Source organism: Patulibacter sp. SYSU D01012 (assembly GCF_017916475.1).
In the GTDB taxonomy this organism is placed as follows: Bacteria; Actinomycetota; Thermoleophilia; order Solirubrobacterales; family Solirubrobacteraceae; genus Patulibacter.
In genome coordinates this window covers 1,152,255-1,165,117 of record NZ_JAFMTB010000001.1, presented here as the reverse complement: position 1 = coordinate 1,165,117, position 12,863 = coordinate 1,152,255, and the positions used below count along the sequence as shown (strand labels likewise).

Below are 12,863 nucleotides of genomic sequence, written 5' to 3'. Positions count from 1 at the left end.
CTCAGGCATCCTGCCCGGTCGCGGCGTCCGGCCCCGTGATCTGCGGCACGTCGATCTGCACGGCGTCGTCGCCCTCGAAGCCGTCCGCGAACGTGCGGCGCGCGAGGCCGGCGGCGACGTCGCCGGGGCCGACGTCGACGAAGCGGCGCACGCCGGCGGCGTGCAGCGCGAGCAGGCCGGGGCGGAACAGCACCGGGTGCGTGAGGCTGTCGATCAGGCGGCGCGGCGGGTCGTCGATCGGGGCGGCGGTCACGGCGGACCACACCGTCACGCGCGCTTCGCGGAAGGTCGTGCGGTCGACGGCGGCCTGCAGGCCCGTGATCGCCGGCTCCATCATCGGCGAGTGGAACGCGCCCGCGACGTCGAGGCGGCGCACCCGGTTGCCCCGCGTCTTCGCCGTCTCGGCGGCGGCGTCGAGCGCGTCGATGCGGCCGGCGAGCACGATCTGGCCGGGGGCGTTGTCGCAGGCGACGACGAGGCCGTGCTCGTCCGCCAGCGCCTGGGCCTCCTCCAGCCCGCCCTTGCGCAGCGCCGCCATCGAGCCGAGGCGCTCCGGGTCGGCGTCGGCCATCGCGGCGCCGCGGGCGGCGGCCAGGACGAGGGCCTCGCGCTGGTCGATCACGCCGCCGAGGGCCAGGGCGACGATCTCGCCGAGGGAGTGGCCGAAGAAGGCGTCGGGCTCGGGCAGGCCGAGCGCCGAGTAGCGGGCGAGCGACGAGCAGACGATCGCCGGCTGGGCGTAGCGGGTGCTCTCCCCCACGCGCGGGAACGGATCCTCGCCGACCGCCGCGACGACCGCCTCGTGCAGGTCGGGCCGCAGCCGCTGGACCTCGTCGCCGGCCCCGTCCATCGGGGTGCCCTGGCCGGGGAGGAGAACCGCCGTCTGCACGTTCACGACGCAACAGCCTGCCACGACGGGCCGACGTCCGGCCGCCACACGGGGATCGCGACCCCCTGCGCGGCGGGGGTGACGCGCGGCGACGCGCCAGCGAAGCGGGCCCGAGAGCCCGCTTCGCGGCCGGTCCTCAGAGCAGGCCGAGCTGATCCGCCGTACGCACCGCCTCGGCGTCGGGGGCGGGTGGTGGGAACCCCATCCGGGAACCGCGCCCGACCCCCGGCCCCCTCAGAGGAGGCCGAGCTGGTCCGCGGTCCGGACGGCCTCGGCGCGGTTCCGCACCTCGAGCTTGCGGTAGAGCGAGCTCGTGTGCTCCTTCACCGTGTGCGGGGAGAGGTGCAGGGTGCCGGCGATCTCGGGGTTCGTCGCCCCCGTGGCGATGAGCCCCAGGATCTCGCGCTCGCGCGGGGACAGGCCGGCGGGGGTGGCGGGGCCGGCGACGCCCTCGAAGACGGTGCGACCGGCGGCCACGGCGCGGACGGCGCGGCAGACGTCAGCGGCGGGCCAGTCCTTCGGGACGAACCCGGACGCGCCCGCGGCCTTGGCCGCCGCCGCCGAGATGCGGCCGGCGCCGGAGAGCAGCAGCACCTTCGTCCGCGGCTCGGCCGCGCGCAGGCGCTCGCACAGCTCCGCGCCGGACTCCGTGCCCAGGAAGAGGTCGACCAGGGCGACGTGCGGCGCGTAGCGGCCGGCGAGCTCGACGGCCTCCTGGCCGTTGTGCGCGCTCAGGCAGCGCGCGACCCACGGCTGGCCCGACAGCAGGGCGCGCAGCCCCCAGTGGACCACCTCGTGGTCGTCGACCAGCAGGACGACCGTCCGTCCGACCTCGCGGTTCATCCGTGTACCTCCGTCTCGTCCGTGGCCGGCAGCAGCAGCCGCACGCGCCACTCGTTCTCGCCGCGCGAGCCGAACTCCAGCAGCCCGCCGACCTGCAGCGCCTCGACCGCGGCCAGGCGCAGCCCCAGGCCGGTGTGGCCCGCGTCTCCGCGCCGGGCGCCGTCGCTGTCGATCGTCATCGCGATCGCGTCGTCGAGCCGTCGCACCGTGATCTGCAGCACCGTGGGGGTGCCGTGCTTGAGCGCGTTGCGCACCGCCTCGCCGAGCACGGACTGCGCGAGCGGCTCCAGGCTGGCGGGCAGCTCGAGGTCGGGCTCGAGGTCGGCGCGCAGCTCCACGGTGTCGTGGGCGCGGCGCAGGCGCTCGATCTCCTCCCCCAGGCGCAGCGACGTGGGCGCGGCCGCGTTCAGCCGGGGGCCCTGCAGCAGGGTGCGCAGGTCGGCCTGGGTCGCCTCGACCTCGGAGCGGGCGCGTTCGCGCGCCTCGCCCTCGAGCGGGGCGTCGGACGCGAGCACCAGGCCGACGCCGAACAGCCGCTGGATGACCTGCTCGTGCACCTGGCGGACGAGCGTGAGGCGGTGGTTCAGCTGCCGCACCTGCTCCTGCTGGCGGGTCGCGCGGCGGGCCTCGGCGGCGAACGCGACGACCTTGCCGGCGATCCACAGCGCGTCGCGCTCGGCGGCGGGCAGCGGCTCGCCCGAGCTGCGCTCGACGACCATGATCCCGTACCAGGTGCCCCCGGCCGCGATCGGCACGTAGGCCAGGTCGCCCTCGGGCAGCTGCTTCAGGTCGGGGCGGTTGAGGTGGTCCCCGGGGATGTCGAGCGCGTCGACGACGCGGTCCTCCTCGAGCGCGACGCGCGAGAGGGGCGCGTCCTCGATCCCGACGCCCTCGGCGGGGAAGCGGTCCGTGGCGATGCGGTGCGCGCCGACGGGGCGCACGCGGCGGCGACCCTCGTCGTACAGCAGCAGCACGGCGCGGTCGACGTTCATCACCGCGCAGACGGCCTCGCACAGGCGGTTGTAGAAGGAGGCGCTGTCCGGTGTGGCGTCCTCGATCCCCGCCATCGCCCGCACGAAGATGCCGAGCGCGTCGGCCGCCTGCACGGCCGCGGACTGGTGCGGTGACGAGGCCTCCGGCGACATGCTCCCAGGCTAGCCGCCGCGCGTCGGCCGGGCGCGTCGCCGCCGACGGCAACGGGACGATCGGGGGCGGATCCCCCGTGGGGACGGGGGATCCGCGGGCCCGGCGGAAGGCGGATCGGAAATTTCTCTGCCGCGCACCGCGACATTCGCCGATGCGTGGTGTCCTATGGAGATATGACTCGAAACCGAGCCACCCTTGCCCTGGCCACCGCCGCCGCGTCCGCGGCCGTCCTCGTCCCCGCCGGGGCGGCGACCGCCGCGCCGGTGAAGGGCCTGCAGGACCAGGAGATGACGGTCAACAAGCCGGAGCTGACCCAGCCGTTCCTGACGGCCCTCGGGGACGCGAAGGTCGGGATGGTCCGCTTCAACACGTCCTGGGACGGCAAGAACAAGGCCCCCGACGCCGGTCAGGTGCAGGTCGTCCGCACGTCCGCCGCCGCGGCGGTGCAGGCCGGCGCCAAGCAGATCCTCGTCTCGCCGAACATCACGGGCTCGACGTCGTTCAACCCGCGCGGCAAGAAGAAGGGCCCGACGGCCGCCTCCAAGGTCTCGTCGAGCGCCTACACGTCGTACATCCGGAACCTGGCGACGGCCCTGAAGGGCATCCCGGGCGCCGAGCTGTACTACGCGCCGATCAACGAGCCCAACTGGTACCGCCACCTGCCCAAGCGCGGCGGCGCGGCGCTCTACCGCAAGCTGCACAACATCGCGTACGACGAGATCAAGGAGATCGACCCGAGCGCCAAGGTGCTCTTCGGCGAGCTCCTGCCGTACGACCGCGCGCTGTCGCGGAACTACCCGAACGGGCAGTCGACGGACGCCGGCAAGTTCGTGCGCGAGGTCCTGGGCCTGAAGTCGAACTGGAAGGCCACGGGCAAGAGCTCGTCCTACAAGATCAAGGCCGACGGCGTGTCGCTGCACACGTACGACTTCAAGGCGAACCCGACCAAGAAGCGCAAGGACCGCGACGACTGGACGCAGGCCAACCTGGGCTACGCGAAGTCGGACCTGAAGAAGGCCGCGCGCACGAAGCGCATCTCGTCCTCCGCCGTCTCGCGGATCTACCTGACGGAGTTCGCGTACAAGACGCGCGGCAAGGACAAGATCCCGACCGGCACCGCCGCGAAGTACCTGAAGAGCGCGTGGAGCATCGCGAAGAAGCAGAAGGTCAAGTCCTTCGTCTGGTACCAGCTCCGCGACCCGCAGTCCTCGGGCGAGCAGTGGCAGTCCGGCCTGCAGACGAAGTCGGGCTCGAGCCGCTCGACCTGGACCGCCTTCAAGGGCCTGAAGTAGCCCCGACGCCCGGCGCGAGCGCGCCGTCCGTCCACGTACGCCGTCCCCGGGGGTCCCGGGGGCGGCGTTTCGTCGTTCTGGGCCGCCCCGCCGCCGCCGACGCGCTACGAATGGGGACGTACCTGCCGCGCCCCGCCCGGGCCGGCCCCGCCCCCGCGCCGCCCCGGCGCGCCCCTTCCGCCGTCAGGAGAGCCCGTGCACGAGACCGAAGCCGACGTCGTGGTCCTCGGCGCCGGCCCCGCAGGCGAGGCCGCCGCCGGGCAGCTCGCGGACGGCGGCCTGGACGTCGTGCTCGTGGAGCCGCGCCTGGTCGGCGGCGAGTGCGCGTACTGGGGCTGCATGCCGTCGAAGGCGCTCCTGCGCCCCACCGCGCTGCTCGCCGAGGCCCGGCGCGTGCCCGGCGTGCGCGAGCTCGTGTCCGGCCCGCTCGACCCGCAGGTGGTCCTCGACCGCCGCGACGAGGTCGTGCACGACCTGGACGACGGCGGCCAGCTCGACTGGCTCGACGAGCGCGACGTGCGGCTGGTGCGCGGGCACGGGCGCCTCGTCGCCGAGCGGACCGTCGAGGTGACCCGCCGCGACGGGGACCGCGCGTCCGAGCGCATCGTCGCCCGCCGCGCCGTCGTCGTCTGCGTCGGCACGCGGCCCGCGTTCCCGCCCGTCGACGGCCTGCGCGAGGCCGCCGGCTGGACCAACCGCGAGGCCACCACGGCGGAGCAGGTCCCCGGCCGGCTGCTCGTCGTCGGCGGCGGGCCGATCGGCGCCGAGCTGGCGCTCGCGTGGCGGTCCCTGGGCGCCGAGGTGACGCTGCTCGAGGTGGCGGACCGGATCCTGGCGGGCGAGGAGCCGTTCGCGTCCGAGCAGGTCGAGGACGGCCTGCGCGCCGCCGGCGTCGCGGTCCGCACCGGCGTCGAGCTGACCCGGGCGGCGCGCGCGGACGGCACCGTCACCCTCGAGCTCGCCGGGGGCGAGCGGCTGACCGGCGACGAGCTGCTCGTCGCCGCGGGCCGGCGCCCGAACACGGACGACCTGGGCCTCGAGGCCGTCGGGGTCGCGCCGGACGACGGCGGGCACCTGCGGACGGACGAGCGGCTGCGCGTCGGCGGCCGCCCGTGGCTGGTCGCGCTCGGCGACGTGAACGGCCGCGCGCTGCTCACCCACGTCGCCAAGCGGCAGGCGCGCGTCGCGACGGCCGTCCTGCTGGGCGACGAGGACGCGGCCCTGGCCCCCGACGAGCTCGAGGGCCGGACGAGTCCGCGGGTGACGTTCACCGAGCCGCAGGTGGCGGCGGTGGGGCTGACGCTCGACGCGGCGCGGGACGCCGGCCTGGACGCCGTCGCGATCGACGCGCCGACCGACGGCACGGCCGGAGCGAGCTTCGTCGGCAAGGGCGCGGGCGGGACCAGCCGCTTCGTGGTCGACCGCGGGGCCGGAGTCCTCGTCGGCGCCACGTTCGTCGGCGCGGAGACCGCGGAGTGGCTGCACGCCGCCACCGTCGCGATCGTCGGCCGCGTGCCGCTCGAGGTGCTCGATCGCGCGACGCCGGTCTTCCCCACCCGCAGCGAGGTGTGGCTCCGGCTGACCGAGCGCCGGCCGCGCTGAGGGCCGGGCGCCGGCCGCGCGACGTACGGGTACCCGAACACCGGCGGGGCGGCCCCGGCGCGCGGGGTCGTACGATGGACGGGATCCGCCGACCGCCCCGCGCCCGCCGCCGGGGCTCCCGGCCCGGACCGACCCCGGAGAGCGCAGCGTGAGCGACGAGACGAGCACCCCCCGCCCCCTGAAGATCGCGATCGTGGGCGCCGGTCCGGCCGGCTTCTACGCCGCGGGCCAGCTGCTGGCGGCGACGGACGTGGCGGCCGAGGTCGACCTGTTCGACCGCCTGCCCACCCCGTACGGCCTCGTGCGCTTCGGCGTCGCGCCGGACCACCCGAAGATCAAGTCGGTCATCCGCGTCTACGAGCGGATCGCGAAGAAGCCCGGCTTCCGCTTCTTCGGCGGCGTCGAGGTCGGCAAGGACGTCTCGCACGAGGAGCTCGCGGCGCGCCACCACGCCGTCATCTACACGACGGGCGCCTCGCACGACCGGCGTCTGGGGATCCCCGGCGAGGACCTGCCCGGGTCGCATCCCGCCACCGACTTCGTGGCCTGGTACAACGGCCACCCCGACGCGGCCGACCGCACGTTCGACCTGACCGGCCGCCGCGCCGTCGTGATCGGCAACGGCAACGTGGCGGTCGACGTCGCGCGCATGCTGGCGCTGACGGTCGACGAGCTGCGCGAGACGGACACCGCCGACCACGCCATCGAGGCGCTCGCGGCGTCGAGCATCGAGGAGATCGTCGTCCTGGGCCGTCGCGGCATCGCCCAGGCGGCGTTCACGAACCCCGAGCTGCGCGAGCTGGGCGAGATGGCCGACGCGGACGTGGTCGTCGACCCGAAGGACGTCGACCTGGACGAGGGCTCGAAGGCGTGGCTCGAGCGCGACGGCGCCGACGTCCGCGAGCAGCGCAACGTCGAGATCGCGACGGAGTACGCCGGCCGCACGCCCGAGGGCAAGCGCCGCCGCGTCGTCCTGCGCTTCCTCGCCTCCCCGGTGAAGATCCTCGGCGACGACAAGGTGACCGGCATCGAGGTCGTGAAGAACGAGCTCGTGGCGGACGAGGACGGCTGGCTGTCGGCCCGCGCGACGAACGAGACCGAGGTCATCGACTGCGACCTCGTCCTGCGCTCCATCGGCTACCGCGGCCGACCGCTGCCGGGCGTGCCGTTCGACGACCAGCGCGCCACGATCAACAACCTCGACGGGCGGGTGCTCGACCCCGAGACGGGCGAGCCGGTCCCCGGCGTCTACACCGCCGGCTGGGTCAAGCGGGGTCCGTCGGGCGTCATCGGCACGAACAAGAAGTGCGCCCAGGACACCGTCACGCAGCTGCTCGCCGACCTGGAGGCGGGCGCGCTGCCCGAGCCGACGGTGGCCGAGGACATCGCGGACCTCGTCGCCGAGCGCGTCCCCGACCACGTGGACTTCGCCGGCTGGCAGCGCATCGACGCCCACGAGCGGGCGCTGGGCGAGCCGCAGGGCCGCCCGCGCGTGAAGCTGACGTCGGTCGCCGAGATGCTCGCGGTCGCGCACGCGGCCGAGACCGAGACCGTCTGACCCGGCCCCGCCGGAGGGATCGCCCGTTCCGCGCCTGCCCCGCATCCGCGCCGCCCTGGCCGGGCGCCGCGCGCCGGCCGTCCTGGCGCTGCGCCGGGTCCTGACCGTCCTGGCCGTCGTGGCCGGGACGCTCGCGGGCGGCGTCGGCGCCCTGGCGCTGTACGGGCAGGACGAGCAGCTGTCCGTCGGGCAGGTGCGGCTGTCCGTCGAGCCGTTCCACCGCGGAGCGCTCGACGTCTACGTGCCGCTCGTCGACTGGGGCGTGCGGTACCGGGCGATCCGCCTGCCGGTCCGGCTGCAGGTCGACGTGCGGACGGTCGACCGCGACGCGGTCAAGCGCGTCGCGGAGCAGGGGCGGCTGGACGCCCGCCGGGTGCAGGCCGAGGCCCGCGACGCCATCGCGTCGTACTTCCGCGCCCTGATCCTCGTCGTCGCCGTGTCCGGCGCCCTCGTCGGGCTGCTGGTCGCCGCCGCGGTGCGCTCGCGCGCCGGTCCGCGCCTGCGCTGGACGAGCGGGACGGCGGTCGGGGTCTCCGTGCTCCTCGTGGTGGCGCTCGTCGTCCTCATGCCGCCGCGCGGCGCCCTCGACCGGCCGCAGTACTACGCGTTCGGCCCCGACATCCCGCGGGCGCTGGGCGTGCTCGAGGACGCCCAGCGCTCCGCGGGCGTGCTCGACCAGGAACTCGACGCCCAGCTCGTCGGCCTGGCGCGCCTGGTCTCGGACCCGGCGCGCCGGCAGAGCCTGGACCGCGCGTCGCGGCTGACGGTGGCGTCGGACCTGCACAACAACGTGCTGGCGCTGCCGATCCTGCAACGGGTCGCGGACGGCGGCCCGGTGCTGTTCGTCGGCGACCTGACCGACCGCGGCTCGCCGCTCGAGGGCCGGCTGCTCGAGCGCGTCGTCGGCCTGGGCCGGCCGTTCGTGTTCGTCACCGGCAACCACGACTCCGACACGCTGTCGCGGTCCCTGGCCCGCCGCGGCGCGCTGGTGCTCGGCGCCGACGGGCCGCTCGGCCGCGACGGGCGTCCGCCGGCGACCCCGCGGCCCGTCGTGCGCGTGGCCGGCCTGCGCGTCGCCGGCTACGGCGACCCGTTCGTCCGCCTGCGCGCCGAGGACTACCGCGACCGCTACGACGACGCCGGGCCGTCGGCGGCCGACCAGGAGCGCTTCTGGACCTGGCTGGAGCCGCTCGTGGGGAAGGTCGACGTCGTCCTGGTCCACGAGCCGCAGATGCTCGCCGTCGCGCTGCAGCGGCTGCGCGAGCGCCCGCCGCGGCGCCCCCTCGTCTTCGCCGTGGGCCACACCCACCGGGCGCTCGTGCGGCGCGAGGGGCGCGTGACGGTCGTCAACGGCGGCAGCGTCGGGGCCGGCGGCACCGGCGGGCTGAGCGGCGAGGCCACGCCCGTCGGCATCGCCCGCCTGCTCTTCCGGACGACCGACGGCTTCGACCCGCTCGCCGCCGACCTGGTGTCGATCGACCCGGGCACGGGGTCGTCGACCGCCCAGCGCGAGCGGCTCGACGTGCCGGCGGACGAGGACTCGCGGCTGGACCCCCAGGCGCTCGGCGGCGTCGCCTCGGGCGGCGAGTAGCGCGCCCGCGCCGCCGCCGGACGGCGCCTAGCGGTCCAGCTCGGCGAGCAGGTCGTCCAGGTCGAGCTCGTCGCCGAAGACGCCCTCCAGGTGCCCGTCGGCGTCGCGCGGCCACGCGGCGAACGGGCGGTCCCACATCAGCTCGAGGTCGTTGCCGTCGGGGTCGCTCAGGTAGAGCGCCTCGTGCGTGCCGTGGTCGGCCGTCTGGCGCAGCGGCCAGTCCGCCGCCCGCAGGCGCCGCAGGGCGTCCGCGAGCGCCGCGCGGGTCGGGTAGGCGAGCGCCACGTGGTGCAGGCCGGTCACGCCGTCGGGCTGCGGGCCGCCGCCGGCCGACTTCCAGGTGTTGAAGCCCAGGTGGTGGTGGTAGCCGCCGGCGGCGAGGAAGAGCACGTCGCCCGTCGTCCCCCACCCCGGCACCCCGCGCGCCTCGGTGATGACGTCGAAGCCGAGGACGTCGACGTAGAACGCCTTCACGCGGTCGATGTCGGCGGTCCGCAGGTGCACGTGGCCGATCGTCACCCGCGGGTCGATCGGATCGGGAGCCTGCTGGCGCGGCCGGGCGCCGCCGGCCTCCGGGGCGCTCACGCGCGCCGCCCGTCGCGCACCGTCAGGACCATCGCGTTGCCCGACGGATCGGCCACCCGGACGCCCAGCGGCGTCTCCTCCGCCGCGACGCCCAGGCCGCGCAGCCGCTCGACCGCCGCGTCGCGGTCTGCCGCCGACGGCAGCCCGACGGTGAAGTGCCGCAGGCCGGCGGTGCCGGGCGGCGGCGCCTGGGCGTCCCGGCCGTGCCAGACGTTGAAGGCGATCAGGTGCGGCAGCCAGCCGTCGACCGTCGTGTCGGCCATCCCGATGCCGCGGGCGAACATGTTCTCGTCCAGCCCCAGGCCGTCGCGGTAGAAGCGCATCGCGGCGTCGAGGTCGGTGACGTGCACGTGGACGTGGCCGACGGTCGTGCCGGCCGGCATCGGGGCGCGCAGGTCGGGGTGCTCGGGCAGGTGGGCGAAGACCTCGTCCAGGTCGAGCGGATCGCGGCCGGACCGGCGGATCCCCTGCGCGTCGATCACGGCGTAGTCGCGGTCGGAGTAGTCCAGCCGCCCGACGCGCTCCGGCGTCTCGAGGGCGATCTCGATGCCGTTCCCGTCCGGGTCGTCCAGGTACGTCGTCTTCGTGAACGTGTGATCCGTCGGCGCGTTCGGCCAGCGGTACGCGAAGAGCCGGCCGAGGACGCGGGCGAACTCCAGGTCGGTCTGCACGTGGAGCGCCAGGTGGTAGAGGCCCGTGCGGCGCGCCGCGACGGGCGCCGCGGCCCCCGGGTGCAGGACGACGAGCTCCGTGCCGCCCGCCCCCATCCGCAGCTCGTGCGCGTCGGGGTCCAGGAGCTCGAGGCCCAGGACGTCGCGCCAGAAGACGAGGGCGCGCTCGCGGTCGGTGACCGCCAGGTGCACCGCTCCGAGGCCCGCGAGCCCCGGACGGGTGCCCGGCAGCGGGCGGTCGATGGTGGTCGGGGCGGTCTGGCTCACGGGCGGTCCTCGGGGCGGCGGCGCGGCGGGCGCCGCGAATGCTTGCTACCGCAAGCGTAGCGCCCGATACTTGCCGCCGCAACCGTTCGCCGCCGTCGCCGGGCGTCGCCGCCCCCGCGCGGGGGCGGCGACGCCGCGGCTCAGATCGCCGCGAGCGCGGCGTTGAGCGTGGCGCTCGGCCGCATCGCGGCGTCGGCCTTGCTGCGGTCGACGTAGTAGTAGCCGCCCAGGTCGACGGGCTCGCCCTGCACGCCGGTCAGCTCGCCGACGATCGACTCCTCGTCGGCCGCCAGGCGCTCGGCCAGCGGCGCGAACGCGTCCCGCAGCTCGGCGTCGTCGTCCTGCGCCGCCAGCGCCTGCGCCCAGTACAGCGCCAGGTAGAAGTGGCTGCCGCGGTTGTCGAGCTCGCCGACGCGGCGCGACGGCGACTTGCCGGCCTCGAGCAGCTTGCCGGTGGCCTCGTCGAGCGTGCGGCCCAGGATCGCGGCGCGCGCGTTGTCCGTCTTGTCCGCCAGGAACTCGAGGGACACCGCGAGCGCCAGGAACTCGCCCAGGGAGTCCCACCGCAGGTGGTTCTCCTTCACGAGCTGCTGGACGTGCTTGGGGGCCGAGCCGCCGGCGCCCGTCTCGAACAGGCCGCCGCCGTTCATCAGCGGGACGATAGAGAGCATCTTCGCGCTCGTGCCCAGCTCCAGGATCGGGAAGAGGTCGGTCAGGTAGTCGCGCAGGACGTTGCCGGTGACGGAGATCGTGTCCTGGCCGTCCTTGGCGCGGCGCAGCGTGAACCGCGTGGCCTCCGCGACGGGCAGGATCTCGATCTGCAGGGCATCGGTGTCGTGCTCGCCCAGGTACGCGTGGACCTTCTTCAGGACCTCGGCGTCGTGCGCGCGCGTCTCGTCGAGCCAGAAGACCGCCGGGGCGCCGGTCGCGCGGGCGCGCTCGACCGCCAGGCGCACCCAGTCGCGGACCGGGGCGTCCTTCGTCTGGCAGCCGCGCCAGATGTCGCCGGCCTCGACGTCGTGCTGGAGCAGCGTCTCGCCCTCGCGGTTCACGACGCGCACGCGGCCCGTCGAGGCGATCTCGAACGTCTTGTCGTGCGAGCCGTACTCCTCGGCCTTCTGCGCCATCAGGCCGACGTTCGGCGTCGTGCCCATGGTCGTCGGGTCGAAGGCGCCGTGCTCGCGGCAGAAGTCGATCGTCTCGGCGTACAGCGGCGCGTAGCTCGAGTCGGGGATGACGTACTTCGCGTCCTGCTGCTCGCCCTGGGCGTTCCACATCTGGCCCGAGGTGCGGATGGCCGCCGGCATCGACGCGTCGATGATCACGTCGCTCGGCACGTGCAGGTTCGTGATGCCGCGGTCGGAGTCGACCATGGCGATCGCCGGGCCGGTCTCGTACGCCTGCGCGATGCCGTCCTCGATCGCCTGGCGCTTGTCGGCCGGCAGCCGCTCGATCGCGGTCAGGACGGACGCGAGGCCGTCGCTCGGGTCGGCGCCGACGGCCTTCAGGTCGGCGCCGTGCTCGGCGAAGACGTCGGTGAAGAACGCGCGGACGGCGTGGCCGAAGATGATCGGGTCGGAGACCTTCATCATCGTCGCCTTCATGTGCAGCGAGAAGAGGACGCCCTGCCTCTTCGCCTCCGTCACCTGCTGGCGCAGGAACGCGTCGAGCGCGGCGCGGCGCATGACCGCGCCGTCGAAGATCTCGCCGGCCTGCACGGGGACGGCGGCCTTGAGCACCGTGACCTCGCCGTCGGCGTCGACGTGCTCGATCCGCAGCTCGTCCTCGTGCGCGAGCGTCACGGACGTCTCGGAGTGGCGGAAGTCGCCCTCGCCCATCGTCGACACGTGCGACTTCGAGTCCGGCGACCACGCGCCCATCGAGTGCGGGTGCTGCTGCGCGAAGCGCTTGACCGACGCGGGGGCGCGGCGGTCGGAGTTGCCCTCGCGCAGGACAGGGTTGACGGCCGAGCCCTTGACCGCGTCGTAGGCGGCGCGGGCGGCGCGCTGCTCGTCCGTCTGCGGGTCCTCGGGGTAGTCCGGGACGGCGTAGCCGGCGTCCTGGAGCTCCTTGATCGCCGCCTTCAGCTGCGGGATCGAGGCCGAGATGTTCGGCAGCTTGATGATGTTCGCGTCCGGCGTCTTCGCCAGCTCGCCGAGCTCGGCGAGGGCGTCGGGGACGCGCTGCTCGTCCGTGAGCAGGTCCGGGAACTGCGCCAGGATGCGGCCGGCGAGCGAGATGTCCCGCGTCTCGACGTCGACGCCCGCCTTGCCCGCGAAGGCCTCGATGATCGGCAGCAGCGAGTGCGTCGCCAGCGCCGGCGCCTCGTCGGTGTACGTGTAGATGAGCTTCATGGGTGGCGGTCGCCTGCTTGCTCGGGGTCGAACCTGGACGGCGCGCGGATGTCCGTCCGCCGTGG

General features: G+C 75.0%; 10 protein-coding genes. 4 read left to right on the top strand and 6 right to left on the bottom strand.

Translation table 11 applies throughout. The annotated features are described in order from the left end of the window. Window position 1 precedes the first annotated feature (1 nt). From J3P29_RS05245 to J3P29_RS05235, 3 genes are all read right to left on the bottom strand, one after another. A complete protein-coding gene (locus J3P29_RS05245; RefSeq protein WP_210491977.1) occupies window positions 2-895 on the bottom strand; it encodes an ACP S-malonyltransferase in 894 nt (297 codons plus the stop codon). 228 nt (window positions 896-1,123) lie between these two features. Continuing rightward, on the bottom strand, window positions 1,124-1,732 hold the full coding sequence (locus J3P29_RS05240) for a response regulator transcription factor (protein WP_210491976.1): 609 nt from the start codon (window positions 1,730-1,732) through the stop codon (window positions 1,124-1,126). Next, on the bottom strand, window positions 1,729-2,877 hold the full coding sequence (locus J3P29_RS05235) for a GAF domain-containing protein (RefSeq protein ID WP_210491975.1): 1,149 nt from the start codon (window positions 2,875-2,877) through the stop codon (window positions 1,729-1,731). Before J3P29_RS05235 ends, J3P29_RS05240 begins: the two co-directional genes overlap by 4 nt. A 174-nt stretch (window positions 2,878-3,051) precedes the next feature. Here J3P29_RS05235 and J3P29_RS05230 point away from each other — a divergent pair, with 174 nt between their 5' ends. The 4 genes from J3P29_RS05230 to J3P29_RS05215 all read left to right on the top strand — a co-directional run bounded on the left by J3P29_RS05230 (window position 3,052) and on the right by J3P29_RS05215 (window position 8,921). Then, the gene (locus J3P29_RS05230) at window positions 3,052-4,170 is read left to right on the top strand and encodes a cellulase family glycosylhydrolase (RefSeq protein ID WP_210491974.1); all 1,119 of its coding nucleotides are present in this window, start codon (window positions 3,052-3,054) and stop codon (window positions 4,168-4,170) included. Between the two features lie 195 nt (window positions 4,171-4,365). Continuing rightward, a complete protein-coding gene (locus J3P29_RS19695) occupies window positions 4,366-5,772 on the top strand; it encodes an NAD(P)/FAD-dependent oxidoreductase (RefSeq protein ID WP_210491973.1) in 1,407 nt (468 codons plus the stop codon). 148 nt (window positions 5,773-5,920) lie between these two features. Beyond that, the gene (locus J3P29_RS05220) at window positions 5,921-7,330 is read left to right on the top strand and encodes an FAD-dependent oxidoreductase (protein ID WP_210491972.1); all 1,410 of its coding nucleotides are present in this window, start codon (window positions 5,921-5,923) and stop codon (window positions 7,328-7,330) included. A 118-nt stretch (window positions 7,331-7,448) separates the two neighbouring features. After that, complete coding sequence (locus J3P29_RS05215; RefSeq protein ID WP_210491971.1) at window positions 7,449-8,921, top strand: metallophosphoesterase family protein; 1,473 nt, start codon at window positions 7,449-7,451, stop codon at window positions 8,919-8,921. A gap of 27 nt (window positions 8,922-8,948) precedes the next feature. Here the strand turns inward: J3P29_RS05215 and J3P29_RS20305 are convergent, their stop codons facing one another. From J3P29_RS20305 to J3P29_RS05200, 3 genes are all read right to left on the bottom strand, one after another. Continuing rightward, window positions 8,949-9,506 (bottom strand): VOC family protein, encoded by a 558-nt coding sequence (locus J3P29_RS20305; RefSeq protein WP_210491970.1) that lies wholly within the window; start codon window positions 9,504-9,506, stop codon window positions 8,949-8,951. Beyond that, window positions 9,503-10,444, bottom strand: coding sequence for a VOC family protein (locus J3P29_RS20660; RefSeq protein WP_210491969.1), 942 nt, complete (start codon window positions 10,442-10,444; stop codon window positions 9,503-9,505). The genes J3P29_RS20305 and J3P29_RS20660 overlap by 4 nt, the downstream gene beginning before the upstream one ends. Before the next feature lie 140 nt (window positions 10,445-10,584). After that, window positions 10,585-12,798 carry an NADP-dependent isocitrate dehydrogenase gene (locus tag J3P29_RS05200; protein ID WP_210491968.1) on the bottom strand — a complete coding sequence of 738 codons (2,214 nt, stop codon included), beginning with the start codon at window positions 12,796-12,798 and terminating at the stop codon, window positions 10,585-10,587. Window positions 12,799-12,863 lie beyond the last annotated feature (65 nt).

Excerpts from the sequence above, each read along its gene's own strand:
- J3P29_RS05240 (WP_210491976.1), bottom strand. The coding sequence starts at position 1,732 with ATGAACCGCGAGGTCGGACGGACGGTCGTCCTGCTGGTCGACGACCAC.
- J3P29_RS05235 (WP_210491975.1), bottom strand. The coding sequence starts at position 2,877 with ATGTCGCCGGAGGCCTCGTCACCGCACCAGTCCGCGGCCGTGCAGGCG.
- J3P29_RS05230 (WP_210491974.1), top strand. The coding sequence starts at position 3,052 with ATGACTCGAAACCGAGCCACCCTTGCCCTGGCCACCGCCGCCGCGTCC.
- J3P29_RS05200 (WP_210491968.1), bottom strand. The coding sequence starts at position 12,798 with ATGAAGCTCATCTACACGTACACCGACGAGGCGCCGGCGCTGGCGACG.